The following is a 24,944-nucleotide window of genomic DNA, read 5'->3' as shown; positions in this document are numbered from 1 at the left end:
ACGGCGGAGGGAATGGACATGGCACAGGTACCGACCTCGGTGGTGGCCGCGGCAGGGCTGGTCGGCGGCTACGCCGTCGCGCGGTGGACGCGCAAGCGGCCCCTGGGCGGGATCGTGCTCGGCGCGGCCGGGATCGCCGCCGGGCGCGAATGGCACCGGCGCGCGGGCGCCCCGGCCGCGGCCGGACTCGGCGCGCTGTACGTCGCCGGCTTCGCCGGATCGCACCCGCTGGCCAAGAAGATCGGCGCCTGGCCCGCGGTCCTCAGCGTGGCCGCCGTCGTGGCCGCCGCGTCCTGGACCGTGGCCGACCGCGACTGAGCCCCGGCGGTCCCCGGGGCGCCGACCCCGGACGGTGACCCCGGCGCCCCCGGTCGGCAGCCCCGGCCACGCCGGCCGGCGGCCCGCCGAAGGTCGGTACAGCCTCCGGCGGGGCTGAACCGGGCGGCGCCGGTCGGCAGCCCCCGGCCGCCGGGCCACCGGTTCCGCTACGCCCCCAGCGCTCGGCTGACCGTGTAGATCGCCAGGCCCGCCAGGGCTCCCACCACCGTGCCGTTGATCCGGATGAACTGCAGGTCGCGGCCGATGTGGGCCTCGATCTTGCGCGAGGTGTGCTCCGCGTCCCAGCCCGCCACCGTGTCCGTGATCAGCGAGGTGATCTCCGTCCGGTAGGTCGTCACGACGTACACCACCGCGCCCTCGATCCACCCCTCCACCTTCGCCTGCAAGCGGCCGTCCGTGGCCAGCCGCGAGCCGAGCGAGATCAAGGACGCCCGCACGCGCAGGCGCAGTTCGCTCTGCTCGTCCTGCGCCGCCGACAGGATCATCGTGCGCACCGCCGACCAGGCCGACGCGATGACGTCCTGGACCTCCCCGCGCGCCAGGACCTCGGACTTGAGCCGCTCCACCCGGGCGCGGGTGTCCGTGTCCGACTGGAGGTCGGCCGCGAAATCGCTCAGGAACCGGTCCACCGCACCGCGCGCCGGGTGCTCCGGCATGTCGCGCATCTCCGTGACGAACCGCAGCAGTTCCTTGTAGACCCGGTCGCCGATCTTCCGGTCCACGAACCGCGGGGTCCAGCCCGGCGCCCCGCCCTGGACCGCGTCCATCACCGACTCGCCGTGCGTGACCAGCCAGTCGTGCGCCTTGACGCACACCAGGTCCACGGCCCGCCGGTGCCCGCCGTCCGCGACGATCCGCTCCAGGGTCTTGCCGAGGCCCGGCGCGATCTCGGCGTTCTCCGCCCGCCGCGTGATCGCCTCCCCGACGACCGCCTGCACGTCGGAGTCGCGCAGCACCGTCAGCGCACCGCGCAGCGCGGTCGCCAGCTCGTCGGTGACCCGGTCGGCGTGCGCGGGCTCGGCCAGCCAGGCACCGAGCCGGCCGCCGATGCCGAGCGCGTGCAGGCGCGTACGGACGACGTCGGAGGAGAGGAAGTTCTCGCCGACGAACTCCCCGAGGGAGACGCCGAGCTGGTCCTTCTTCGTGGGGATGATCGCGGTGTGCGGAATGGGCAGGCCGAGCGGGCGCCGGAAGAGCGCGGTGACCGCGAACCAGTCCGCGAGCGCGCCCACCATGCCCGCCTCGGCCGCGGCCGCCACGTAGCCCGCCCAGCCGCCCGCGCCGCCCGCGTGCTGGGCCCACTTGGCCAGCACGTAGACCAGCGCGACCAGGACCAGCAGGCCGGTCGCCGTCGTCTTCATCCGGCGGACGCCGCGCTGCCGCTCCTCGTCCGCCGCGTTGAAGACGAACTGACCGGATGCCGCTACGGGCGGCCGGGGCGCCGTCGGCGGCGCTCCGGTGCTCGTCCCTGTGTCGTTCACGGGTTCCTGCCTTCCCCCGGGGGCGCCGGTACGTCTGCATAGCATCCGACTCCCGGGGCGGCCGCGGAGTTCCCGCCACCACCCGGCGTGTCCCCGCGCTCACGCGCCGCGGCCCCGTCCGGACCCGCGCCCCGCACGTCCCCGCACGCCCCCGCTACAGCTCCTTGCGCTTCGAGCGGCGCAGCCCCGGGACCTTGCGGGCCTTCTGCTTCACGTCCACCCCGCCCCAGAAGGCCAACCCGTTCACGATCACCCGCGGAGCACCGGGCTCCGGCGCGACGTCCATCTCCCGGTGGTCGAAGGCTCCCATCACCCCGATGCCGTTCACCTCGACCTGCACGCCCGGCGGTACGACGATCTCGATCCCGCCCATGATCGCGACACAGGTGATCACCACCTCGCGCTCCTCGAAACGGGCCTCGCGCAGATCGATCTCGCCCCCGCCCCAGAACGCCACCGCCGAGAAGCGCGGAGGCACCGTCCACGCACCCTTGCGCTGGAAGGCGGACATGATCGCCACGCCCCAGGACGACGTGCCCCGGCCGCCGATCCGCGCGGGCCAGGACTCCCCCGAGGAGGCGCCCGACCGGGGCGCGGGCGCCTTGCTGAAGGACACCGGCCCATCGGCCACCTGCCCCGGCGCCGGAAGGTCGCTGGTCAGGGGCTCCAGCTCGCCGTACGTGCGCGATGCGTAGGTCGCTTCCAGCCGCTCCTCGAACTCGTCCATGCCGAGCCGACCCTCGGCGACGGCGTCGCGCAGGCGCTCCACCACCCGCTCCCGGTCGGCATCGGACGCCCGCAGCTCCGGCAACGGCTTCTCCGGCCGCTCGTCACTCATACGGCACAGCCTATGCAGACGCCCGCCCGAACCGTAGGGGGCACGGACCCCCCGCTCCGCCGCCCCCCTCGATCCCCTACTCCCGCCCCGCGTACATCCGCGCGATCACGTCCTCGATGTCCGGCTCCCGCACCGACAGGTCCACCAGCGGGTACTCCGCCGCCACCGCCGCCACCAGCGGGGCCGCCGAGGCCTCCGCCGGGAAGGCCAGCCACTGCCGCGGCCCCTCCACCTTCACCACGCGCGCACCCGCGACCTCGATCGGCGGCAGGTCCCGCTCCAGGTCGACCACCAGCGTCCGTTCGCCGCGCCCCGCGGGCCCCGCCGCGTGCAGTCCGTCGAGCGGGCCGTCGTACATCAACCGCCCGTGGTCGATCACCATCACCCGCTCGCACAACTGCTCGATGTCCTGGAGGTCGTGGGTGGTGAGCAGCACCGTGGTGCCCGACTCCCCGTTCAGCTCCCGCAGGAACCCGCGCACCTTGGCCTTGCTCACCACGTCGAGCCCGATCGTCGGCTCGTCCAGGTACAGCACGTCCGGATCGTGCAGCAGCGCCGCCGCGATGTCCCCGCGCATCCGCTGCCCCAGCGACAGCTGGCGCACCGGTACGTCGAGCAGCTCACCGAGGTCCAACTGCTCCACGCAGCGCTCCAGATTGCGGCGGAAGCGGTCCGGCGGGATCCGGTACATCCTGCGCACCAGCCCGTAGGAGTCCTTCAGCGGCAGGTCCCACCACAGCGTGGTGCGCTGCCCGAACACCACCCCGATCCGGTGCGCCAACCGCGTGCGCTCGCGCGCCGGATCGATGCCCGCGACCCGCAACCGGCCGCCGGTGGGCGTCAGGATGCCGGTCAGCATCTTGATCGTGGTGGACTTCCCGGCCCCGTTGGGCCCGATGTAGCCGACCATCTCGCCCCGCGCGACCCCGAAGCTGATCCCGTCCACGGCCTTGACCTGCCGCTTCTCCCGACGCAGCAGGCCGGTCCGGCGCCGCACGTCGAAGACCTTGCGTACGTCCACCAGCTCGATCAGCGGTTCCACCACTGCGCTCCTCGCTCCCTCGTCCGCATCGACACCCACGTCCACACCCACATCCACGCCCCTCAGCTCCCGGTGCTCCGGTAGGAGCGCAGCCCCGCCCGCCACGCCAGCGACGCCGGTACGAGGACCAGCCCCGCGACCAGCGGGCTCACGAACGCCAGCCACCCCGGCAGCCCCAGCGGGTCGGGCCGCCCCAGCACGTACAGGGCCGGCAGCCAGTTCACGAAGGCCAGCGGCACCACGAAGGTCACCCCGCGCAGCAGCTCCTTGCCGAAGACCGTCGGCGGGTACTGGAGCATCGTGTTGCCGCCGTAGGTGAAGGAGTTCTGCACCTCGGCCGCGTCACCGGCGACGAACTGGAACGCCGCCCCCGCCACCATCACCGCCCCGAAGATCGCGGCCCCCGCCAGCACCATCACCGGCAGCAGCAGCACCCGGACCGGCGTCCAGTCCACGTCCAGCGCCGACACCGCCCAGCCCAGCACCCCCAGCCCCTGCACCACCCGGCCGAGCCGCCGCAGCGCGAACCGGTCCGCCGCGACCTGCGCCAACACCGGCACCGGGCGCACCAGCATCGTGTCGAGCGAGCCGTCGCGGATCCGGACCCCGATCCGGTCCGTATTGCCGAGCAGCAGGTCGGCGAGGCCCAAGGACGCCGAGCTGGACCCGTACAGCAGGGCGATCTCCGGCAGGGTGAAGCCGCCGAGGACGTGGACGTGTCGGAACATGATGGAGATCGCGACGAAGTCCAGCAGGCTCCCGGCCGCGTTGCCGAAGAGGGCGATGAGGAAGGAGCTCCGGTAGGTCATCGTCGCGCGGATCCACATCGCCACGATCAGGCCGTAACCGCGGAGCCCGGCGCCCGCCTGCCGCCAGAACCCGAGCCGCTCCCCCAGCACGTGCACCGACTCAGCCACCCTGGACCACCACCTTGCGCGTCGCCGCCGACTGCACCAGCCGACCCGTGCCCAGCAGCGCGCACGCCCACACGGCCTGGAAGCCGAGCGCCCGCGCCGTGCCCGCGACCCCCGCGTGCTTGCCCATCAGCACGTCCAGCGGCACCTGGAGCATCGCGCTCCAGGGCAGCATCCGGACCACCTCGCCGAACCCGCCGGGGAAGACGGTCAGCGGCAGCAACATCCCGGAGAAGAAGATCGAGACGAGGGTGGCCATCATGTTGATCCCCGACCCGTCCAACAGCCAGAAGGCGCACAGCCCCAGCAGGTAGCGCAACGCGAAGCTCACGACCAGCCCCAGCAGTACGGACACCAGGAAGAGCAGCCAGCGCCCCGGCGCCGTGGGCAGCGCGAGCCGGAAGGCGAGCGCCCCGGCGAGCAGCGGGACCACCCCGCGCCCCAGCAACTGGAAGGCGGCCCGCCCCATGTCGGCGGCCAACCACCACATCTGGAGGTCCGCGGGGCGGTAGAGGTCGACGGCGATGTCACCCGTTCGGATGCGCTCCTGCATCTCCTCCTGGAAGCCGCCGCCGATGAGCGCGCCCGCGGCGAGCAGCGACTGGCTGACCCAGACGAAGGTCAGCGCCTGCGCCTGGTCGTAGCCGCCGAGGCCCGGTCGTTGGTCCCACAGCGCGATGTAGGTGTAGGCCACGATGAAGCCGAAGACGGTGTTGGTGAACACGCCCGCGGCGGTCGCCGTTCCGTAAGTGGCGTAGCGGCGGAAGCCGCCCGCCGCGATCGCCGCATAGAGGTGCGCGGTCCGGTGCACCGATTCCTCCGTTTGCACGTTGTTCCTACGACGGCCAAAGCGCGCGAGCTTAGTGCGGTGGGGCGATCCACGCGAGGGAATTACCCCCGTCCGGCGCGGAATCATTGGCCATCGGGTAGACACCATTAGGTACAGACACGGATATTTCGTATGGCGCCGAGGAGCCCTGGAGACATGAGCGACCAGTCACCACCGCCGGGCTGGACCCCTCGGGACCCGGACACCCCCGCCGAACCACCGGCCGAGCCGGACGCCGTACCCACCCCCACGCCCACCCCCACGCCCGAGCCGGAGCCGGAGCCGGAGACCACCGCCGCCGAGCCGGCCGCCACCGAGCCCGAGGCCGAGGCCGCCACCGAGCCCGAGCCCACGCCCGTACGCGAGCCCGAGTCCGCGCCCGCACCCGAGCCCGAGTCCGCGCCCAAGGCCGAGGCCGCACCCGCGGCCACCGTCGGGCCCGCGCCCGCGCCGAAGCCCGCCCCCGCCGCGGAAGCCACAGCGGCAGCGGCAACGGCGGCCACCGCCCCGCCCAAGGGTTCGCGGCCGCCCAAGGGCCCCCGGCCGCCCAAACGCAAGCGGACCGGTTGGCGCCGCGCCCTCCCCACCTGGCGGATGCTGCTCGGCGCGTTCCTGCTGCTGCTCCTCCTGATCAGCGGCGTCCTGATCGCGGGCTACCTCCTGGTGAAGATCCCGCCCGCCAACGCCGCGGCCACCGCCCAGTCCAACGTGTACCTGTACTCCGACGGCTCCCCGCTCGCCCGCGACGGCGAGGTCAACCGCGTCAACGTCTCGCTCTCCGAGATCCCCCGGAGCGTCCAGGAGGCCGTACTCGCCGCCGAGGACCGGGACTTCTACTCCGAACGGGCGGTCGACCCCAAGGCGATGCTGCGCGCCGCCTGGAACACGGCGACCGGCAAGGGCACCCAGTCCGGCTCCACCATCACCCAGCAGTACGTCAAGAACTACTACCTGGGCCAGGAACAGACGGTGGAGCGGAAGGCCAAGGAGTTCTTCATCGCGATCAAGCTCGGCCGGGAGAAGTCCAAGGACTACATCCTGGAGGGCTACCTGAACACCAGCTACTTCGGCCGCAACGCCTACGGCATCCAGGCCGCCGCCCAGGCCTACTACGGCAAGGACGTCAGCAAGCTGACCACCGCCGAGGGCGCCTACCTGGCCACCCTGCTCAACTCCCCCAGCGCCTTCGACGTCGTCGCCCACCCCCAGGGCCGCCCCCGCGCGCTCGCCCGCTGGAACTACGTGCTCGACGGCATGGTGAAGAAGGGCTGGATGCCCGAGGCCGAACGGGCCGCCACCACCTTCCCCGAGCCCGGCAAGGTCCGTCCGGCCGCCGGCCTCTCGGGCCAGCGCGGCTACCTGGTCGAGGCGATCAAGGAGTACATCGTCGATCGCAAGATCCTCGACGACAAGACCTTCTCCGAAGGCGGCTACCGCATCACCACCACCATCGACAAGCGCCGCCAGAACGCCTTCGTCGACGCCGTGCAGAAGCAGATGCTGAGCAAGCTCGACCCGGAGACCAACAAGGCGGACCGGGTCGTCCGCGCGGGCGGCGCCTCCATCGACCCGGCCACCGGCAAGGTCGTCGCGCTCTACGGCGGCATCGACTACACCAAGCAGTACGTCAACAACGCCACCCGACACGACTTCCAAGTGGCCTCCACCTTCAAGCCGTTCGTCTTCACCTCCGCCGTCGAGAACGACTCGCGCACCCAGGACGGCCGCACGATCACCCCGAACACCCTCTACAACGGGACCAACAAGCGTCCGGTGGTCGGCAGTCGGATCCCCTTCGCCCCCTCCAACGAGGACGACGCCACCTTCGGGAACATCACCGTCCGCACCGCCACCGACCTCTCCGTCAACGCCGTGTACGCGCAGATGGCGGTCGACGTCGGCACCGACAAGGTCAAGAAGACGGCCATCGACCTCGGCATCCCCGAGAGCACCCCCAACTTCGACGCGGGCCCGGCCATCGCGCTCGGCACGGTGCAGGCCAGCGTCCTCGACATGACCCAGGCCTACGCGACCCTCGCCGACCACGGCCGCCAGACCCCGTACACCTTCGTCGAGAAGATCTCCAAGGGCGACGACACGGTCCCCCTCCCGGACCGCTCCGGGCGCCAAGCCGTCACCCGCGAAGCCGCCGACACCACCACGTCGATGCTGGTCAGCGTGGTCGACAACGGAACGGGTACGGCCGCCCTCGCCGCCGGACACCCCGCGGCGGGCAAGACCGGCACCGCCGAGCAGGACCGGGCCGCCTGGTTCGCGGCGTACACCCCGGACCTGGTCACGGTCGTCTCGATCATGGGCCAGGACCCGGACAAGGGCACCACCGAGCCCCTCTACGGCGCCCTCGGCGAGCCGCGCATCAGCGGCGGCGGCTACCCGGCCCGGATCTGGGCGGCGTACACGAAGGCGGCGCTCGCCGGCAGCGACCCGCAGGAGTTCGACCTGGACCTCCAGCCCGGTGGCGGCCTGCCGCCCCCGCCGCCGCCGGTCACGCCGGACACCCCGTTCACCCGCCCCCCGGCCACCGACAACGGCGGCACCACCGGAACCCCCGGCACCGGAGGCACCACCGGCACCCCCAGTAACGGCGGCACCACGGGCACCCCGAGCAACGGAGGAACCACCACCACCGGCACCCCGAGCAACGGCGGCACCACCTCCGGGAACCGCGGCGGCACCACCCAGGGAGACCAGGGCGGCACCACCGCGGGCGACCAGGGCGGCACCACGGCGGCCACCCAGGGCGGTACGACGACCCAGGGCGACCGCGGCGGCACGACGGTGGGCCCGGACCTGTTCGGCCAGTGACCGCCCGGTCAGTGACCGGAGGTCGCCTTGAGCCCCACGACGGCGACCAGCAGCAGACAGATGAAGAAGATCCGGGCGGCGGTCACGGGCTCACCGAGGACCGCCATTCCCAACACCGCCGCCCCGGCCGCGCCGATGCCGACCCACACGCCGTACGCCGTACCGATCGGCAGCGTCTTCGCGGCGTAGGACAGCAACACCATGCTCGCGACGATCCCGGCGCCGGTGAACACACTGGGCCACAGCCGGGTGAAACCCTCGGTGAACTTCATGCCGATCGACCAGCCGACTTCGAGCAGACCGGCGAGCAGAAGCAGGATCCATGCCATGACGGGCACCTCCGGACGAGAACGGACATCAGGTGCGTCGTCTTGTCGGACCCGGTACGGCGCGTCTCGTCGGGAATCCCCTCCACCGTAGCAAAGGCCCCGGGAGGAAAGGCCGAAGGGCCGGTGACCTCGGTCACCGGCCCTTCGACGCGCTCCTGACGGATTCAGAGGTAGAGACCGGTCGAATCCTCAGCGCCTTCCAGCCGCTCCGCGGCCACGGCGTGCAGGTCCCGCTCGCGCATCAGGATGTAGGTCGCCCCGCGCACCTCGACCTCGGCCCGGTCCTCCGGGTCGTACAGCACCCGGTCGCCCGGCTCCACGCTGCGCACGTTCTGCCCGACCGCCACCACGGCGGCCCAGGCGAGCCGCTTGCCCACCGCGGCCGTCGCCGGGATCAGGATCCCGCCACCCGAGCGGCGCTCGCCCTCGGGCGTGTCGGACCGTACGAGCACGCGGTCGTGCAGCATGCGGATGGGCAGCTTGTCGTCGTGGGTGCTGTTCTCGCTCACGCCCCGAACCTACCCGTCCGTATCAGGCGCGCTTGCGGCGGGCGCCCAGCGCCAGCAGCCCGACGAGGGCCACGGCCACCAGCGCGACGGGCACGATCCGCTCGATGCGCGGGGCCCCGCCCTCGTCGCGCAGCCCGCCCTTCACATCGGTGACGAGCCGGTTGACGGCGACGAAGGCGCGGCCCGCGGTGTGGTCCACGGCTCCGGCGACCTTGGCCTTGGCGTCCCCGACAATCGTCTTCGGGTGCATGCGCACGCCGATCTCGTCGAGCGTCTCGGCGAGCTGCTCGCGCCTGCGGACGATGTCCGCCTCGATCTGCTCGGGGGTCCTGGCTTCCGGCACCGCGCTGCCTCCGTCGTCGTGGTCCTGGTCGTAAGGGGCGTAGTCCGCCGTGAACAGTCTGTCAGCTTAGTCTCGTCCCGTACCGATCCCCTCCCGAGGAGACTGCTGAGACATGAGCGAGCGACTGCAGCCCGGCGACACCGCACCCGCCTTCACCCTGCCCGACGCGGACGGCAACGAGGTCTCGCTCGCCGACCACAAGGGCCGCAAGGTCATCGTCTACTTCTACCCGGCGGCCCTCACCCCGGGCTGCACGAAGCAGGCCTGCGACTTCACCGACAACCTCGCCCTGCTGGCCACGGCCGGCTACGACGTCATCGGCGTCTCCCCCGACAAGTCGGAGAAGCTGGCGAAGTTCCGCGAGAAGGAGCACCTGAAGGTCACCCTGGTCGGCGACCCCGAGAAGGAGGTCCTGACGGCCTACGGCGCCTACGGCGAGAAGAAGCTGTACGGCAAGACCGTCACCGGCGTCATCCGCTCCACGGTGGTCGTGGACGAGGAGGGCAAGGTCGAGCACGCCTTCTACAACGTCAAGGCCACCGGCCACGTAGCCAAGATCATCAAGGACCTGGGCATCTGACCCACCCTCCCCGAGCGGAGCGGCCCGCACCCCGGCAGCGGTTTCCAGGGGTGCGGGCCGCTCTGCTCATCGGACGAAACCCCCCGTAACCGTCCGACCATCGGCCCGTTACTCCGTACGAGGTCCGCACACGCGGCCGGAACCGGAGGGATTCGAGGATGCCGATCAGCCCGTACACGAAGGAACGCCTGTCGGAGGCGGCAAGCGCGTCGCGCACGCTGACGGAGGCGCTGAAACGGTTGGGGGTGGACCCGAAGGGCAGCTCGCGACGCTACCTGTTCGACCGGATGCGGAAGCTGGGCGTGGAGGTGACCCACTTCGAGCGGGAGGGGGTGAAGTGGACCCGGGAGATCCTCTCGGAGGCCGTCGCCGCCTCGACCACGATGTGCGAGGTGCTACGGCGACTCGGCCTCGACGTGGTGGGCGGCCACCACACCCACATCAGCCGCAGGGTGAAGGCGTACGGCATAGATACGTCGCATTTCCAACTGCCGTCCTCAGCAGGACGGCCCAAGGTCCGGCGAACTGCCGAGACGACCCTGGTCAAGCAGGAAAAGGCTCATTCACGCCGCACGCAGAGCGAACAGCTCAAGAGCGCGCTCGCGGCGCTGGGCATCCCCAACCGGTGCCACGAGTGCGGGAACGACGGCACGTGGCAGGGGTGTCCCCTGCCGCTGGAGGTCGACCACATCAACGGCGACTGGAGCGACAACCGGCCGGAGAATCTGCGCTTGCTCTGCCCCAACTGCCACTCCACCACGGACACGTACCGGGGCCGCGCCAAGGGGCGCCGATGAACTCGCGCAACGACTACACCCGTGAACTCCTGGCAGAGGCCGCGACACGGTGCCAGGACATCGACGAGGTGATCGCCCACTACGGCATCGAGCCACATCCCCAGCGGCTCAAGCAGTACCTCATGCGCCGGTTCGCCGCCTATGGGATCGACATCTCCCACTTCAAGCGGCGGACGTACATACGCCACGAACAGCCGGACACGGCGACCCTGGTGGCCGCCGTCGCGGCATCGGAGTCGTTGGCCGAGGCGCTGCGGCACCTCGGCCGGCCCGACGCCTTCGCCTGGAGGGCGTCTCTGAAGAACTGGATCCACGAGGCAGGGCTCGACACATCGCACTTCCTGGGACAGGCGCATCAACGCGGCAAGCCGGGATTCATCGCGCCCCGGCCCGCCTCGGACATCCTCGTCCGACACGAGCGCGACCGACGCACCAGAAGCGTTCTCATCCGACGAGCCCTGCACGAGGTCGGTGTTCCTGACGTGTGCGCGCAGTGCGGCACAAGCCCGGAATGGCGAGGCCGGCCGATGACCCTGGAGGTCGATCACATCGACGGCGACTGGAAGGACGACCGTCGCGAGAACCTGCGACTGCTCTGCCCGAACTGCCACGCGGTGACCAGCACCTGGTGCAGGGGCGGTCGGCGCGTCCACTAGAGGTCGGGAATCCGCTCCCGCCACAGCACACTCGGCAGTAGAGTGTGTCTGGCATGCGCCCGTACGCCAACAGGCTTGAGCGGTGATCTTTAGGTGGTCATGTATGTCGGTTCGAATCCGATCGGGCGTACCACGTAAATGAGGCGGGCCCCCCTTCCGGGGGGCCCGCCTCATCGCGTCAGCCCAGGAGTTCCCGGACCACCGGCGCGAGCGCGCGGAAGGCCTGGCCTCGGTGGGAGATGGCGTTCTTCTCCGCCGCCGTCAGTTCGGCGCAGGTGCGGGACTCGCCCAGCGGCTGGAGGATCGGGTCGTAGCCGAAGCCGCCGGTGCCGGCGGGGGTGTGGCGCAGGGTGCCCAGGAGGCGGCCCTCGACGACGCGTTCGGTGCCGTCCGGGAGGGCGAGGGCGGCGGCGCAGGCGAAGTGGGCCGCGCGGTGCTCGTCGCCGATGTCGCCGAGCTGGGCCAGCAGGAGGTCCAGGTTGGCTTGGTCGTCGCCGTGGGTGCCGGCCCAGCGGGCCGAGAAGATGCCGGGGGCGCCGTTCAGCACGTCCACGCAGAGCCCGGAGTCGTCGGCGACGGCCGGGAGCCCGGTGGCCTGCGCCAGGGCGTGGGCCTTGAGCAGGGCGTTCTCGGCGAAGGTGACGCCGGTTTCCTTGACGTCGGGGATCTGCGGGTACGCGTCCGCGCCGACCAGCTCGTGCGGCAGGCCGGCGTCGGACAGGATGGCCCGCAGTTCGGTGACCTTGCCCGCGTTGCGGGTGGCCAGGATCAGGCGGGGGCGGGCCGGGGGCGTGGTGGGCGTGGAGGTCATGTCCTCATTATCCCGTCGGCCCGGATGCGATCAGAAGGCGGCCTAGCCGGGGGTGCAGACCTTCGAGATCTCCTTGGCGGCGTCGGCGACCGGGGTGATGTCCGGGGCCTTGTTGCCGCTCTCTATGGAGGTGCGGACGTTCTGGACGGCCTTGGTCATGGAGTCGACCGCCTTGCCGAGGTCGGCGTTGCCGGTCTGGTCGCCGACCTTCTTCAGGTTCTGCTCGATCTGGTTGAGCGCGTTCTGGGCGTCCTGGGGGCTGTTGCCCGCCTGGGAGACGGCCTGCTGGAGGTCGTTCGCGCCGTCCGTGATGGCCACCGCCGTGTTCGCGCAGTCCATCGCCGTGGAGATCGCGTCGCAGGAGGTCAGGGCGGGCACGGCGAGCGCGGCCGCCAGCAGGACGGCGGACAGGCGACGGTACTGGGACATGCGGGCTCCCCCGGTGGCCGGATACGTGGACGGGCGCACGGCTTTGACACCGTGCGCCCGTACTCGTCATGACGCGGGACCGCGCCCCGCGGTTGCTACAGCTCGGTCGCTACAGCTCCAGGGCGCCGCGCTGGATGGCCTCCAGGTCGGCGCAGCCGCCCGCGGCGAGGTCGAGCAGGGCGTTGAGTTCCTTGCGGTCGAAGGGCTGGCCCTCGGCGGTGCCCTGGACCTCGACGAAGCGGCCGTCGCCGGTGCAGACGACGTTCATGTCGGTCTCGGCGCGGACGTCTTCCTCGTAGCAGAGGTCGAGCAGCGGCTCGCCGTCGACGATGCCGACGCTGACGGCGGCGACGGTGCCGGTGAGCGGCTTGCGGCCGGCCTTGATCAGCTTCTTCTGCTGGCCCCAGGCGATGGCGTCGGCGAGGGCGACGTAGGCGCCGGTGATGGCCGCGGTGCGGGTGCCGCCGTCGGCCTGGAGGACGTCGCAGTCCAGGACGATGGTGTTCTCGCCGAGGGCCTTGTAGTCGATGACGGCGCGCAGCGAGCGGCCGATGAGGCGGGAGATCTCGTGGGTGCGGCCGCCGATCTTGCCGCGTACGGACTCGCGGTCGCCGCGGGTGTTGGTCGAGCGGGGCAGCATCGAGTACTCGGAGGTGACCCAGCCTTCGCCGCTGCCCTTGCGCCAGCGCGGGACGCCTTCGCTGAAGGAGGCGGTGCAGAAGACCTTGGTGTCGCCGTAGGAGATGAGGACGGAGCCCTCGGCGTGCTTGCTCCATCCGCGTTCGATGGTGACCGGGCGGAGCTGTTCGGGCGTACGGCCGTCGATGCGAGACATGGCTCCGAGCCTAGCCGGTGCGCGCCCGCCCCACGGCGCTGCGCGAAAGACCCCGCCCGGTACGGCCGGACGGGGTCTTTCGTGTGCGGCCGCCGGGGCGGCCGGGGTGTGCGAGCCGGGTGGGCTCAGCTCACATCATGTCTTCGATGTCGGCGGCGATCGGGTCGGCGTCGGTGCCGATGACGACCTGGATCGCGGTGCCCATCTTGACGACGCCGTGGGCGCCGGCGGCCTTCAGCGCGGCCTCGTCGACCTTGCTCGGGTCGATGACCTCGGTGCGCAGGCGCGTGATGCAGCCCTCGACCTCTTCGATGTTCTCGATACCGCCGAGCCCGGCGACGATCTTCTCAGCCTTGGTGGCCATCTGTTTCTCCCTGAGTTCTACGAAGAACGAGTCTCGGCGACGCACACTCCGCGTGAGCATCCGCTCTGTCACGGTAGCTCACGCTTGGCACGGTTGGCCCATTTACGTGGGCACATGTCCGGTATATGCCGAATCATAACGATCAGCATCAGCCTGGACGCGACCGCGCCGGAAGTGGTCTACACCAGTGTGCCGCAAGTGTCGCAACTGCCAAAAACGGGCCGCTCCGACGGCCGGCCAGGGAGGACGCCGATGAGCGCGAGCAGCGCCGCAGCAGTGCCGCAGCAGAAGTGGTGGAACGGCATTTTCCAGGGGCTCCAGAAGATGGGCCGCAGCCTCCAGCTGCCGATCGCCGTCCTCCCCGCGGCCGGCCTCCTCAACCGACTCGGCCAGGACGACGTCTTCGGCAAGACCGGGCTGGGCTGGACGGACGTCGCCAAGGTGATGGCGAGCGCGGGCGGCGCCCTGCTCAACTCCGACCTGGGCCTGCCCCTCCTCTTCTGCATCGGCGTGGCCATCGGCATGGCCAAGAAGGCCGACGGATCGACCGCCCTCGCGGCGGTCGTCGGCTTCCTCGTCTACCGGGGCGTCCTGCACGCCTTCCCCAAGTCGTGCCCGGAGGGCACCAAGGACATCGGGGGCGGCTGCCTGGGGCAGGGCGACTCCTTCGCGGAGTACACCTTCCAGAACCCGGGGGTCTTCGGCGGCATCGTCATGGGCCTGCTGGCCGCGTGGTTCTGGCAGCGCTACCACCGGGTGAAGCTGGTCGACTGGCTCGGCTTCTTCAACGGCCGCCGGCTCGTCCCGATCATCATGGCCTTCGTCGCGATCGCGTTCGCCGTGATCTGCCTGGGGATCTGGCCGGCGATCGGCGACGCGCTGGAGAGCTTCTCGGACTGGCTGGTGGGGCTCGGCTCGTGGGGCGCCGGGATCTTCGGCGTCGCGAACCGCGCGCTGTTGGTGATCGGCCTGCACCAGTTCCTGAACGTGCCGGTGTGGTTCCAGTTCGGCAGCTTCACCAAGCCGGACGGCCAGGTGGTCCACGGCGACATCGCGATGTTCCTGGCGGGCGACCCGAAGGCGGGACAGTTCCTGTCCGGCTTCTTCCCCATCATGATGTTCGCGCTGCCCGCGGCGGCGCTGGCGATCACGCACTGCGCGAAGCCCGCCCGGCGCAAGCAGGTGGGCGGGCTGATGCTGTCGGTGGGCCTGACGTCCTTCGTCACCGGCATCACCGAGCCGCTGGAGTACTCCTTCCTGTTCATCGCGCCGCTGCTGTACGCGATCCACGCCGTGCTGACGGGCGTGTCGATGGCGGTCACCTGGGCGCTGGGGGTGCACGACGGCTTCAGCTTCTCGGCGGGCCTGATCGACTACCTGCTGAACTGGAACCTCGCCACCAAGCCGTGGATGATCATTCCGATCGGCCTCTGCTTCGCGGTGGTCTACTACGTCGTCTTCCGCTTCGCCATCACGAAGTTCAATCTCGCGACACCGGGCCGGGAGTCGGACGAGGAGATCGCGCAGATGGAGCTGGACAACATCAAGTAGCGCGGCGCGGCCACGCACCGCCGCGCACCGCGCGAGTCGCCGCGCGACATAGAGCACCAAACGGGACGGATGGCCTTCCGTCCCGGGCACGAAGGCCTTCGGACCCCTCGGGTCCGGGGGCCTTTGTCGTTCATGTCCAGATGTGTCTGCCGCCACGGAATTGGTGGGTTCCTTACGCAGACCTCACCGTGCTACAACTGGTCTACACCACTTAGTGGTGTAGACCACGCGGGTCCAACGGACCCCGGTCCCCCCTTTCTGAGACGTCGCCTCCCCCTTCCACATCCCCGGGCGGCGCCTTGCCCAATGGAGGAAGTTGATGAGTACGGCCACCGCCGCACCCGCGAAGAAGCGGGGCTCCGGCCTGATGCAGGGCATGCAGAAGGTCGGTCGCAGCCTCCAGCTGCCCGTCGCCGTTCTGCCCGCCGCCGCGATCCTCCTGCGCCTCGGCCAGGACGACGTCTTCGGCAAGGACGGTCTGCACTGGGGCAAGGTCGCCGCGGTCTTCGCGAAGGCCGGTGACGGTGTCTTCGCGAACCTCGCCCTGCTGTTCTGTGTCGGTGTCGCCATCGGTTACGCGAAGAAGGCGGACGGTTCGACCGCCCTCGCCGCGCTCGTCGGCTTCCTCGTCTACAAGAACGTACTGACCGCGTTCCCGATCGACGGTTCGATCACCGCGGCGTTGCCGGCCGGCAAGCCGCAGGACCCGGGCGTGCTCGGCGGCATCATCGTCGGTCTCGTGACCGCGATCATCTGGGAGAAGTACCACCGCACCAAGCTGGTGGACTGGCTCGGCTTCTTCAACGGCCGCCGTCTCGTCCCGATCCTCATGGCCTTCATCGGCACCGCCTTCGGCGTCTTCTTCGGTCTCGCCTGGGGCCCGGTCGGCGACGCGCTGGCCAGCTTCGGTGACTGGCTGATCGGCCTCGGTTCGGTCGGCGCCGGCATCTACGGCGTGTTCAACCGCGGTCTGATCCCGGTCGGCATGCACCAGTTCCTGAACACGTTCTTCCAGCAGCAGGTCGGTTCCTTCACCAAGCCCGACGGTTCCATCGTCACCGGTGAGATCCCGCGCTTCTTCGCCGGTGACCCGACCGCCGGTCAGTTCATGTCGGGCTTCTTCCCGATCATGATGTTCGGCCTCCCGGCCGCCGCGCTCGCCATCGCCCACTGCGCCAAGCCCAGCCGCCGCAAGGTCGTCATGGGCATGATGGTCTCCCTCGCGCTGACCTCCTTCATCACGGGCGTCACCGAGCCGATCGAGTTCACCTTCCTCTTCCTCGCCCCGCTCCTGTACGCCGTCCACGCGGTGCTGACCGGTCTCTCCATGGCCGTCACCTGGGGCCTCGGCGTGCACGACGGATTCGGCTTCTCGGCCGGCCTGATCGACTACCTGCTGAACTGGAAGCTCGCCACGAACCCGTGGATGATCATCCCGATCGGCCTGTGCTTCGGTGCGATCTACTACGTCGTCTTCCGCTTCGCCATCACGAAGTTCAACCTTCCGACGCCGGGCCGCGAGTCCGACGAGGAGATCGCCGAGATGGAGAAGGCCGAGGCGAAGTAAGCCCCGGCCGCACCGCGCCCCCCCGGGGCGTCCGGCGCGCACATCAAGGTCCGAAGCCCCTGTACTTCCCTCCGGAAGACAGGGGCTTCGGCCGTTGTGCGTTGCCTAGCCTGGTAACCATGACAGAACAGCGCATTCTCGACCTTGACCGCGAACAACTCGCCGCCCTGCGCGGGCGGGCCCTGACCCGGGCCGTGGCCGCCGCCGAGGGGCGGACCATGGTCGCCGAGGTCTTCGGCGAACGCGCCGCGCTGTCCCCGCACCCGGACGGCCGAGGGGTGCACAACGCCGAGCTGGTCGCCGCCTTCGGCGCGGACATCGTCGTGCTGAACCTCATCGAGCGCGCCTGGGACGGGGAGCGGCTGCGGCTGCCGGGGCTGGGCGAGTTCGCGTCGTTCACGGAGCTGGCCCAGGTGATCGGCCGGCCGATCGGCGTGAACCTGGAGCCCGGCGACGTACCGGAGATCCGCCGGGCGAAGCCCGAGTACGCCAAGCGACTGATCGACATGGGGGCGGCGATGCTGTGCATCACCGCGAACCCGGGTACGGGCGGCTCGTACGACGCGATGGCCCGGGTGACCGAGGAGCTGCGCCGCGGACTGGGCGCCGACGCGGCCCTGTGGTCGGGCAAGATGCACCACGCCGGGCACCCGGAGCGGGTGACCACGGCCCGGCTGACCGCGCTGGTGGACGCGGGCGCCGACGGGGTCGTCATGCCGCTGCCCGGCACGCTGCCCGGGGTGACGCGGGAGCTGGCGGCCGAGGCGGTGGCGGCGGTGCAGGACGCGGGCGCGATCGTGATGGGCGCCATCGGGACGAGCCAGGAGGGCAGCCACGCGAACGTGGTCCCGCAGCTCGCCCTGAACGCGAAGGAGGCGGGCTTCGACGCCCACCACTTCGGCGACTCCTACCTCCCGGGGATGTGCGACCCCGAGGTCATGTACGCGTACTCCGTGGCCATCCGCGGCCGGCGCCACACCTGGAACCGGATGGCCCTCTCCGGCCGGCGCGCCCGTTAGTACCCCTGGGGATCAGACCTCGTAGACCTCGCCCGCCCGGGCGAGGTCCACCCGGCCCCCGTACACGGCGCGGGCGTCGGCGAGGTTGCGCTCTGCGTCGGTCCACGGCGGGATGTGGGTCAGGACGAGCCGCCCGACCCGGCCGTCGCGGGCGAACTCCCCGGCCTCGCGGCCGTTGAGGTGGAGGTCGGGGATGTCCTCCTTGCCGTGCGTGAACGAGGCCTCGCAGAGCAGCAGGTCCACGTCCTCGGCGAGCAGGCCCAGCTCGGCGCAGACCCCGGTGTCACCGGAGTACGTCAGCGAGCGCCCGCCGTGTTCGAGCCGGATGCCGTAGGACTCGATGGGGTGGGACACGCGCTCGGTGCGGACCTGGAAGGGGCCGATCTCGAAGGTGCCGGGCTTGAGGGTGCGGAAGTCGAAGACCTCGCTCATGGAGCGCTCGTCCGGGACGTCCTCGTAGGCCGTGGTCAGGCGCTTCTCGGTGCCCTCGGGGCCGTAGACGGGGATGGTCCCGCAGCGGCCGCCCTCGTGGCGGTAGTAGCGGGCGACGAAGTAGCCGCACATGTCGATGCAGTGGTCCGCGTGCAGGTGGCTGAGGAAGACGGCGTCGAGGTCGTACAGACCGCAGTGTCGCTGCAGCTCACCGAGGGCGCCGTTGCCCATGTCGAGGAGCAGCCGGAAGCCGTCGGCCTCGACGAGGTAGCTCGAGCAGGCCGATTCCGCGGAGGGGAACGAGCCGGAGCAGCCGACGACGGTGAGCTTCATGGAGACAAGAACCTCCGTGGACGGTCCGTGGAGGTTACACGGATACGGGGAGGGCGACGGGGGCGTGCGTGGAGTCGAGCGTAAAGCGCGAATCGTCCCGTCGCTCCTCCGCGGCGGGCCGTTGTGGGGCAACTCACCTGCGGTGTCACCCGGTGGAGCGACGGCCCGTACACGGGTTGCCGCGCACGGGACGGGTGCGGGCCGTGCGGGCGGGTGGGGGCGCGGTTACGGTCGATGCATGGACACGTCCTGGTGGCCCGGGGTGGCGGCGGTGGTCGCCGTGGGCCTCGTGCTGCTGGTGGCGGGGCGGCGGAAGGCGGCGGTGCGGCCGGGGCGGACCGTGGCGGCCGGGCACGGTCCGGGGCCGGCGCCGCAGCCGGTGGCGCGCGAGTTGTGGTGCCTGGCGGACGGCCGCTCCTACCTGGTCCTGGCGGTACGGGGGCCGCGTGCGCGGGTCGCGCCGGTGACCGGGAAGTACCGGGACGCCCGGCCGGGAGTGATCGCGCTGCCGCCGGGGGTGCTCGGGGCGGCGCACGGCCGGGCCTCGTTCGTGGAGGCGGACCGGGCGCGGGAGGTCTCGGTGTGGGAGCTGCGTCGGCGGGTCGGTTCCGTGGATCCTGCGGTGTGGGACCAGGTGAAGGGGCTCGGACTCGGAGGTGAGGGCCGGTGACACGGTCGAGATCGGGGTCGACGGGGACCCCGGGGGTGCGGCTGCGGCGCGTCTACGATCCCCCGGACCCGGCGGCGGACGGCGTCCGCGTGCTGGTGGACCGGCTGTGGCCGCGCGGGCTGGCGAAGGCGGTGGCCGCGGTGGACGAGTGGCCCAAGGAGCTCACCCCGTCGGCGGAGCTGCGCACGTGGTTCCACGGCGGGGGCGGGGACTTCGAGGAGTTCCGCGAGCGGTACGAGGCGGAGCTGGCCGGGGCCGGGGCGGTGGCCGCGCTGGAGCGGCTGCGGGGCCTGGCGGCGGCCGGGCCCCTGACCCTCCTGACCGCGGTCAAGGACCCGTCGTCCAGCCACGCCGCGGTCCTGGCCGCCCTCCTGACCCCCTGACCCGGGGGCCGCCCCGGCACACCAGCCCGCCCGGCGTTTGAGGGCCCGCCGGAGGCCGGTACAGCCTCCGGCGGCGCCTCAAACTCCCCCAGCTACCGCTGGGAGGTACCCCCGGGCGAGGCTGAATCGGCAGCACCTGCACCAGCACGGGCAAAACCACCCGGGCAAAACCAGCCCGCCCGGCGATTGAGGGCCCGGCGAGGCCTAGGCCCAGAGCTGGCCCTGGAGGACTTCGATGGCCTCTTCCGTCGTGGCCGCCGTGTAGACGCCCGTCGACAGGTACTTCCACCCGCCGTCGGCGACGACGAAGACGATGTCCGCGGACTCGCCGGCGGCGACCGCCTTGCGGCCCACGCCGATCGCCGCGTGCAGCGCGGCCCCGGTGGAGACGCCGGCGAAGATGCCCTCCTGCTGGAGCAGTTCCCGGGTGCGGGTGACCGCGTCCGCGGAGCCCACCGAGAAGCGGGTGGTCAGCACGGAGGCGTCGTACAGCTCCGGGACGAAGCCCTCGTCCAGGTTGCGCAGGCCGTAGACGAGGTCGTCGTAGCGCGGTTCGGCGGCGACGATCCGGACGCCCTCGACGTGTTCGCGCAGGTAGCGGCCGACGCCCATGAGGGTGCCGGTGGTACCGAGGCCCGCCACGAAGTGGGTGATGGACGGGAGGTCGGCGAGGATCTCCGGGCCGGTCGTGGCGTAGTGGGCGCCCGCGTTGTCCGGGTTGCCGTACTGGTAGAGCATCACCCAGTCCGGGTGCTCCGCCGCCAGTTCCTTGGCGACGCGGACCGCCGTGTTGGAGCCGCCCGCTGCGGGCGACGGGACGATCTCGGCTCCCCACATGGCCAGGAGGTCACGGCGCTCCTGGCTGGTGTTCTCCGGCATGACGCACACGATCCGGTAGCCCTTGAGCTTCGCCGCCATGGCGAGCGAGATGCCCGTATTGCCGGAGGTGGGCTCCAGGATCGTGCAGCCGGGGTAGAGGCGGCCGGACTTCTCGGCCTGCTCGACCATGTGGAGCGCGGGGCGGTCCTTGATCGAGCCGGTCGGGTTGCGGTCCTCCAGCTTGGCCCAGATCCGGACGTCCTCGGAGGGGGACAGCCGGGGAAGCCGGACCAGCGGGGTGTTGCCGGCCGCCGCCAGCGGGGAGTCGTAGCGCATTACTTCGATCCGCCGGCCACGGCCGGGAGGATGGTGACGCTGTCGCCGTCCTTCAGCTCGGTGGTGATGCCGGCGAGGAAGCGGACGTCCTCGTCGTTCAGGTACACGTTCACGAAGCGGCGCAGCTCGCCGCCCTTGGCCGCGTCGATGATGCGCTCCTGGATGCCCTTGTGGCGGGTCTCCAGGTCGGCGAAGAGGTCGCCGAGGGTGGCGCCCTCACCGGAGACGGCCTTCTCGCCGTCGGTGTAGGTGCGGAGGATGGTCGGGATGCGGACCTCGATGGCCATGGCTGGCTCCAGTCGTGAAGGAAGCGGGAAGGGCGGCGGTAAGGGCGGAGCGGGGTCGCGGTGCGGCGCGCGGCGACCGCGGGCATTGCGCGGCGCTGCGGGCACTGCGGGCACTGCCGTGGTCAGGCAGCGGCAGGACAGATGGCACTGGCGAGGCGGCACAGGTCGACGTGCAGCCGCGCCACGAGCAGCAGCCTGCCGGGCGTCTCGATGCTCACGTCGTGGGGAACCATGCGGTCATGTTAACGATTCCCGGTCCGGCGTTTGGAGTGTGATTCCGCATCGTGGACGCCATCGGCTCACATACTGGGCAGTAACCCCTCAGTAACCGGCCACGACCTGCACTTCTTCCTCCGTGATCACTCCGTCGACGATCCGGTACGACCGGAACTGGAACTCCCCGAGGCCGTCCGCGTCCGCCGTGGAGACCAGGACGTAGTGCGCGCCGGGCTCGTTCGCGTAGGTCACGTCCGTGCGCGAGGGGTAGGCCTCGGTCGCGGTGTGCGAGTGGTAGACGATCACGGGCTCCTCGTCCCGGTCGTCCAGCTCGCGGTAGAGCTTCAGCAGGTCCTTGGAGTCGAACTCGTAGAACGTGGGCGACCGCGCGGCGTTCAGCATCGGGACGAACCGCTCGGGGCGGCCGGTGCCCGCGGGACCGGCGACGATCCCGCAGGCCTCGTCCGGGTGGTCCTTGCGGGCGTGCTCGACGATCCGGTCGTACAGGTCCTGGGTGAGGGTCAGCATGAGCGAAAGGATAAACAGACGGGCCCTTCCGTACCGAGGAGTGGTACGGAAGGGCCCGGATGCTGGACAGGAGCCTTACGAGGCCTTGACGAAGGCGTCCGCGTTCGGGTTGCGGCTCTTCATCACCAGGTAGGAGACGCCGAGGATCAGACCCCACAGCGGGGCGCAGTACAGCGAGACGCGGGCGTCCTTGTCGATGCCCATCATCACGATGACCATGGCGATGAAGGCGAGCGCGAACCAGCTCGTGTACGGGGCTCCGGGCGCCCGGAACGGGGACGCGGGCAGCTCGCCGCGGTCGGACTTGGCGCGGTAGCGGATCTGGCAGACCAGGATCATGATCCAGGCCCACATGCCGGAGATGGTGGCGAAGGAGACGACGTACTCGAAGGCCTTGCCCGGGGCGACGTAGTTGATCCAGACGCCCACCAGCATCAGCGCGGCGGAGAAGGTGGTGCCGACGAGCGGGGTGCCGCTCTTGGTCAGCTTGGTGAAGACCTTCGGGCCCTGGCCGTTCTGCGCGAGGTCGCGCAGCATGCGGCCGGTGGAGTACATGCCCGAGTTGCAGGAGGACAGGGCGGCGGTCAGCACCACGAAGTTGACGACGGCCGCGCCGATGCCGAGGCCCATCTTCTCGAAGGCCAGCACGAAGGGGCTCTCGCCCGCCTTGAACTGGTGCCACGGGATGACCGACAGGATCATGATCAGGGCGCCGACGTAGAAGACGGCGATCCGCCACGGCACGGTGTTGATGGCCTTGGGGAGGGTCTTCTCCGGGTCCTTGGACTCACCGGCGGTGACGCCGACGAGCTCGACCGCGAGGAAGGCGAACATCACGATCTGCAGGGTCATCAGCGTCTCGCCGATGCCGTTGGGGAAGAAGCCCCGGTCGTTCCACAGGTTCGAGACGCTCGCCGTGTCGGCCGCGTCGGAGAAGCCGATGGTCAGGATGCCGGCGCAGATCAGGATCATGCCGACGATGGCGGTGACCTTGACCATCGAGAACCAGAACTCCAGCTCGCCGAAGAGCTTCACGGAGATCAGGTTGGCGGCGTACAGGATGAGCGTGAAGATCAGCGCGAAGCCCCACTGCGGGAAGCTGCCGTCCGTCCAGAACGCCATGTACTTCGCGGCGGCGGTGACCTCGACGATGCCGGTGACCACCCAGAAGAGCCAGTAGGTCCAGCCCGTCACGTACCCCCAGAAGGGGCCCAGGAACTCTCGGGCGTAGTCCGAGAAGGAGCCCGAGACGGGGCGGTACATGAGCAGCTCGCCCAGGGCCCGCATGATGAAGAAGATGACCAGGCCGGCGATGGCGTAGGCCAGGATCAGGCTCGGACCCGCCTTGGAGATCGCCTTTCCGGCGCCCAGGAAGAGGCCGGTGCCGATGGCTCCGCCGATGGCGATCATCTGGATCTGCCGCGCGCCGAGCGTGCGGTGGTAACCCTCGCCCGCCTCGGCTTCGCCGCCGGCCGGCTTCGTGTCGTCGTGCTCGACCTGCACAGAGGTCATGTCTTGGTGCGCCTTTCTCCACGCCGACCCGCGCCTGGAAGTGGCTGCGGACCGGATCCTCGATCCCCCCGGATACGGATGGAGTTGCACCCGGCGGTCAGCCGGTTCGAGCGAGCCGGGGAACAGGGGTGGCGTCCCGTCGGCAGTCGTGAAGATTTATCACGGCCTTACGGGTGATCGAGGCGCGAAAGGGTGACCCATGGCACGAAAAAATACGGACAAAGTCCCTGAACGCGATCAGACCACCACATGGTGGTGATCTGATCGTTATCCGGATTTGAGCGTCCGCTGAGCGAACGGAGTATGTCGGGAGCGTGTCGCGAGCCCCCTCAGAGGGTCTCGATCAGCGTCTCCTGGAGGCCGCCGAGCCACAGGTACGCCATCACCATCGGCTTGCGCGGGTCGTCGTCCGGCAGCCGGAAGAGGACCGCGCTCTCGTCGTCCTCGGTGATCTCCAACCGCGCCGCGATGGTGAGCCGCAGGTCGTTGAGCGAGCCGAGCCAGCGCAGCGGCAGCTCCCCGGTCAGCTCCAACACGGCGCCGCCGGCGGCCTCGACGCCCTCCTCGTCCGGGCCGTCGTCGAGGCCGTCGTCGAGCGTCAGCGCGTCGAGGCTGCGCACGACGGCCAGCGCGTCCTCGCGCTTGCGGGTGCGCAGGTCGTTCTCGGTGAAGCGGCGGAACTCGGCCGAGTGGGCCCGGACTTCCTCCGGGTCGGCCCCGCCGTCGCCGCCGGGACCGCCGTAGGCGTCCGGGAAGAGCCGGGCCAACGCCGGGTCGGAGGGCGGCTCGGTGGGGCCGTCGGCGGCGAACAGGACCGCCAGCGGGTCGGCGTCCTCGGCCGGTTCGGCCGCGCCGGGGCCGATCAGCTCCAGCAGCTGGACGGCCAGCGAGCGCAGGATCTGGATCTCGATCTCGTCGAGGGCGACGGCCGCGCCGCCGCCGTCGAGCGGCACGAAGGTGCCCGTCTCGCGCTCCATCAGTTGCGGTCCTGGGAGAGGGTCGCCCACAGGCCGTAGCCGTGCATGGCCTGCACGTCGCGTTCCATCTCCTCGCGGCTGCCGCTGGAGACGACCGCCCGGCCCTTGTGGTGGACGTCGAGCATCAGTTTGTTCGCCTTGTCCTTGGAGTAGCCGAAGTACGCCTGGAACACGTACGCGACGTAGCTCATGAGATTGACGGGGTCGTTGTGCACCAGCGTCACCCAGGGGACGTCGGGCTCGGGGACCGCGAAGGTCTCCTCGGCGGATTCGGTGCGTTCGATCTCAATGGGGGCGACACTCACTCGTCCCATGCTGCCACTGTGACGGGCCCGTCGCACAAACGGGCCCTACATCTCGTCACTTTGACGAGATGTGCGCTAGCATCCGTG

General features: G+C 70.6%; 30 protein-coding genes, 1 tRNA gene and 1 riboswitch. Of the genes, 11 read left to right on the top strand and 20 right to left on the bottom strand.

Going from position 1 to position 24,944, the window contains the following annotated elements; all coding sequences use genetic code 11:
* The first annotated feature begins 18 nt into the window (after positions 1-18).
* Entirely contained in the window at positions 19-318 is a 300-nt protein-coding gene (locus tag ACIQWR_RS04865; RefSeq protein ID WP_404005167.1) for a hypothetical protein, read from the top strand.
* A gap of 167 nt (positions 319-485) precedes the next feature.
* Here the strand turns inward: ACIQWR_RS04865 and ACIQWR_RS04860 are convergent, their stop codons facing one another.
* The 5 genes from ACIQWR_RS04860 to ACIQWR_RS04840 all read right to left on the bottom strand — a co-directional run bounded on the left by ACIQWR_RS04860 (position 486) and on the right by ACIQWR_RS04840 (position 5,443).
* Positions 486-1,865, bottom strand: a complete 1,380-nt coding sequence (locus ACIQWR_RS04860; protein WP_404005165.1) for a DUF445 domain-containing protein — start codon at positions 1,863-1,865, stop codon at positions 486-488.
* Between the two features lie 109 nt (positions 1,866-1,974).
* A complete protein-coding gene (locus tag ACIQWR_RS04855) occupies positions 1,975-2,658 on the bottom strand; it encodes a DUF1707 domain-containing protein (RefSeq protein ID WP_404005163.1) in 684 nt (227 codons plus the stop codon).
* Between the two features lie 76 nt (positions 2,659-2,734).
* Positions 2,735-3,700 (bottom strand): ATP-binding cassette domain-containing protein, encoded by a 966-nt coding sequence (locus ACIQWR_RS04850; RefSeq protein ID WP_404005162.1) that lies wholly within the window; start codon positions 3,698-3,700, stop codon positions 2,735-2,737.
* Between the two features lie 62 nt (positions 3,701-3,762).
* Entirely contained in the window at positions 3,763-4,527 is a 765-nt protein-coding gene (locus ACIQWR_RS04845; RefSeq protein WP_404005757.1) for an ABC transporter permease, read from the bottom strand.
* An 82-nt stretch (positions 4,528-4,609) separates the two neighbouring features.
* On the bottom strand, positions 4,610-5,443 hold the full coding sequence (locus tag ACIQWR_RS04840) for an ABC transporter permease (protein WP_404005160.1): 834 nt from the start codon (positions 5,441-5,443) through the stop codon (positions 4,610-4,612).
* Between the two features lie 156 nt (positions 5,444-5,599).
* Here ACIQWR_RS04840 and ACIQWR_RS04835 point away from each other — a divergent pair, with 156 nt between their 5' ends.
* Positions 5,600-8,269: a transglycosylase domain-containing protein gene (locus ACIQWR_RS04835; protein ID WP_404005159.1), complete on the top strand. Its 2,670-nt coding sequence runs from the start codon at positions 5,600-5,602 to the stop codon at positions 8,267-8,269.
* A gap of 8 nt (positions 8,270-8,277) precedes the next feature.
* On the opposite strand, the gene ACIQWR_RS04830 is transcribed toward ACIQWR_RS04835, so the two are convergent.
* From ACIQWR_RS04830 to ACIQWR_RS04820, 3 genes are all read right to left on the bottom strand, one after another.
* Positions 8,278-8,598, bottom strand: a complete 321-nt coding sequence (locus tag ACIQWR_RS04830; protein ID WP_328298869.1) for a multidrug efflux SMR transporter — start codon at positions 8,596-8,598, stop codon at positions 8,278-8,280.
* A gap of 31 nt (positions 8,599-8,629) precedes the next feature.
* Positions 8,630-8,700, bottom strand: a riboswitch (guanidine-III (ykkC-III) riboswitch).
* A 62-nt stretch (positions 8,701-8,762) separates the two neighbouring features.
* Positions 8,763-9,107: a co-chaperone GroES gene (locus ACIQWR_RS04825; protein WP_354382545.1), complete on the bottom strand. Its 345-nt coding sequence runs from the start codon at positions 9,105-9,107 to the stop codon at positions 8,763-8,765.
* A gap of 22 nt (positions 9,108-9,129) precedes the next feature.
* Entirely contained in the window at positions 9,130-9,450 is a 321-nt protein-coding gene (locus ACIQWR_RS04820; RefSeq protein WP_399267033.1) for a DUF3618 domain-containing protein, read from the bottom strand.
* A gap of 112 nt (positions 9,451-9,562) precedes the next feature.
* Here ACIQWR_RS04820 and bcp point away from each other — a divergent pair, with 112 nt between their 5' ends.
* From bcp to ACIQWR_RS04800, 4 genes are all read left to right on the top strand, one after another.
* Entirely contained in the window at positions 9,563-10,030 is a 468-nt protein-coding gene (gene bcp / locus ACIQWR_RS04815; RefSeq protein WP_399267034.1) for a thioredoxin-dependent thiol peroxidase, read from the top strand.
* 158 nt (positions 10,031-10,188) lie between these two features.
* A complete protein-coding gene (locus ACIQWR_RS04810) occupies positions 10,189-10,827 on the top strand; it encodes an HNH endonuclease signature motif containing protein (protein WP_404005157.1) in 639 nt (212 codons plus the stop codon).
* Positions 10,824-11,483 carry an HNH endonuclease gene (locus tag ACIQWR_RS04805; RefSeq protein ID WP_404005155.1) on the top strand — a complete coding sequence of 220 codons (660 nt, stop codon included), beginning with the start codon at positions 10,824-10,826 and terminating at the stop codon, positions 11,481-11,483. Before ACIQWR_RS04810 ends, ACIQWR_RS04805 begins: the two co-directional genes overlap by 4 nt.
* 55 nt (positions 11,484-11,538) lie before the next feature.
* Positions 11,539-11,616, top strand: a tRNA-Leu gene (locus ACIQWR_RS04800).
* 45 nt (positions 11,617-11,661) lie between these two features.
* On the opposite strand, the gene rdgB is transcribed toward ACIQWR_RS04800, so the two are convergent.
* The 4 genes from rdgB to ACIQWR_RS04780 form a co-directional block, all read right to left on the bottom strand.
* Positions 11,662-12,294, bottom strand: a complete 633-nt coding sequence (rdgB, locus tag ACIQWR_RS04795) for an RdgB/HAM1 family non-canonical purine NTP pyrophosphatase (protein ID WP_399267037.1) — start codon at positions 12,292-12,294, stop codon at positions 11,662-11,664.
* 42 nt (positions 12,295-12,336) lie between these two features.
* Entirely contained in the window at positions 12,337-12,723 is a 387-nt protein-coding gene (locus tag ACIQWR_RS04790) for a hypothetical protein (RefSeq protein WP_399267038.1), read from the bottom strand.
* A 109-nt stretch (positions 12,724-12,832) separates the two neighbouring features.
* Positions 12,833-13,558: a ribonuclease PH gene (gene rph, locus ACIQWR_RS04785; protein WP_399267039.1), complete on the bottom strand. Its 726-nt coding sequence runs from the start codon at positions 13,556-13,558 to the stop codon at positions 12,833-12,835.
* 130 nt (positions 13,559-13,688) lie between these two features.
* A complete protein-coding gene (locus tag ACIQWR_RS04780) occupies positions 13,689-13,982 on the bottom strand; it encodes a glucose PTS transporter subunit EIIB (protein ID WP_404005756.1) in 294 nt (97 codons plus the stop codon).
* A 192-nt stretch (positions 13,983-14,174) separates the two neighbouring features.
* On the opposite strand from ACIQWR_RS04780, the gene ACIQWR_RS04775 reads away from it, so the two are divergent.
* From ACIQWR_RS04775 to ACIQWR_RS04765, 3 genes are all read left to right on the top strand, one after another.
* Positions 14,175-15,473, top strand: coding sequence for a PTS transporter subunit EIIC (locus ACIQWR_RS04775; protein ID WP_404005152.1), 1,299 nt, complete (start codon positions 14,175-14,177; stop codon positions 15,471-15,473).
* Between the two features lie 319 nt (positions 15,474-15,792).
* Complete coding sequence (locus ACIQWR_RS04770; protein ID WP_404005150.1) at positions 15,793-17,040, top strand: PTS transporter subunit EIIC; 1,248 nt, start codon at positions 15,793-15,795, stop codon at positions 17,038-17,040.
* Positions 17,041-17,159: 119 nt separating this feature from the next.
* Positions 17,160-18,059, top strand: coding sequence for a hypothetical protein (locus tag ACIQWR_RS04765; RefSeq protein WP_404005148.1), 900 nt, complete (start codon positions 17,160-17,162; stop codon positions 18,057-18,059).
* A gap of 12 nt (positions 18,060-18,071) precedes the next feature.
* Here the strand turns inward: ACIQWR_RS04765 and ACIQWR_RS04760 are convergent, their stop codons facing one another.
* Complete coding sequence (locus ACIQWR_RS04760; protein ID WP_399267044.1) at positions 18,072-18,824, bottom strand: MBL fold metallo-hydrolase; 753 nt, start codon at positions 18,822-18,824, stop codon at positions 18,072-18,074.
* A gap of 238 nt (positions 18,825-19,062) precedes the next feature.
* Between ACIQWR_RS04760 and ACIQWR_RS04755 the strand changes: the two genes are divergently transcribed.
* Positions 19,063-19,494: a hypothetical protein gene (locus ACIQWR_RS04755; protein ID WP_404005147.1), complete on the top strand. Its 432-nt coding sequence runs from the start codon at positions 19,063-19,065 to the stop codon at positions 19,492-19,494.
* Entirely contained in the window at positions 19,491-19,877 is a 387-nt protein-coding gene (locus ACIQWR_RS04750) for a DUF488 domain-containing protein (protein WP_404005145.1), read from the top strand. The genes ACIQWR_RS04755 and ACIQWR_RS04750 overlap by 4 nt, the downstream gene beginning before the upstream one ends.
* Before the next feature lie 204 nt (positions 19,878-20,081).
* Here the strand turns inward: ACIQWR_RS04750 and ACIQWR_RS04745 are convergent, their stop codons facing one another.
* The 7 genes from ACIQWR_RS04745 to clpS all read right to left on the bottom strand — a co-directional run bounded on the left by ACIQWR_RS04745 (position 20,082) and on the right by clpS (position 24,866).
* Positions 20,082-21,032, bottom strand: coding sequence for a PLP-dependent cysteine synthase family protein (locus ACIQWR_RS04745; RefSeq protein ID WP_404005144.1), 951 nt, complete (start codon positions 21,030-21,032; stop codon positions 20,082-20,084).
* Positions 21,032-21,319 carry a MoaD/ThiS family protein gene (locus tag ACIQWR_RS04740; protein WP_385772593.1) on the bottom strand — a complete coding sequence of 96 codons (288 nt, stop codon included), beginning with the start codon at positions 21,317-21,319 and terminating at the stop codon, positions 21,032-21,034. The genes ACIQWR_RS04745 and ACIQWR_RS04740 overlap by 1 nt, the downstream gene beginning before the upstream one ends.
* 122 nt (positions 21,320-21,441) lie before the next feature.
* Positions 21,442-21,552 (bottom strand): putative leader peptide, encoded by a 111-nt coding sequence (locus ACIQWR_RS04735; protein ID WP_330330664.1) that lies wholly within the window; start codon positions 21,550-21,552, stop codon positions 21,442-21,444.
* 88 nt (positions 21,553-21,640) lie between these two features.
* Entirely contained in the window at positions 21,641-22,063 is a 423-nt protein-coding gene (locus tag ACIQWR_RS04730) for a M67 family metallopeptidase (RefSeq protein ID WP_354384419.1), read from the bottom strand.
* A 75-nt stretch (positions 22,064-22,138) separates the two neighbouring features.
* Positions 22,139-23,575, bottom strand: coding sequence for an amino acid permease (locus tag ACIQWR_RS04725; RefSeq protein WP_399267579.1), 1,437 nt, complete (start codon positions 23,573-23,575; stop codon positions 22,139-22,141).
* A 329-nt stretch (positions 23,576-23,904) separates the two neighbouring features.
* A complete protein-coding gene (locus tag ACIQWR_RS04720) occupies positions 23,905-24,552 on the bottom strand; it encodes a DUF2017 domain-containing protein (RefSeq protein WP_404005143.1) in 648 nt (215 codons plus the stop codon).
* Positions 24,552-24,866: an ATP-dependent Clp protease adapter ClpS gene (gene clpS / locus ACIQWR_RS04715; protein WP_354384416.1), complete on the bottom strand. Its 315-nt coding sequence runs from the start codon at positions 24,864-24,866 to the stop codon at positions 24,552-24,554. The genes ACIQWR_RS04720 and clpS overlap by 1 nt, the downstream gene beginning before the upstream one ends.
* Positions 24,867-24,944 lie beyond the last annotated feature (78 nt).

The organism is Streptomyces sp. NPDC098789, from assembly GCF_044759975.1.
GTDB lineage: Bacteria > Actinomycetota > Actinomycetes > Streptomycetales > Streptomycetaceae > Streptomyces.
This window is presented reverse-complemented; position numbering and strand designations above follow the sequence as displayed.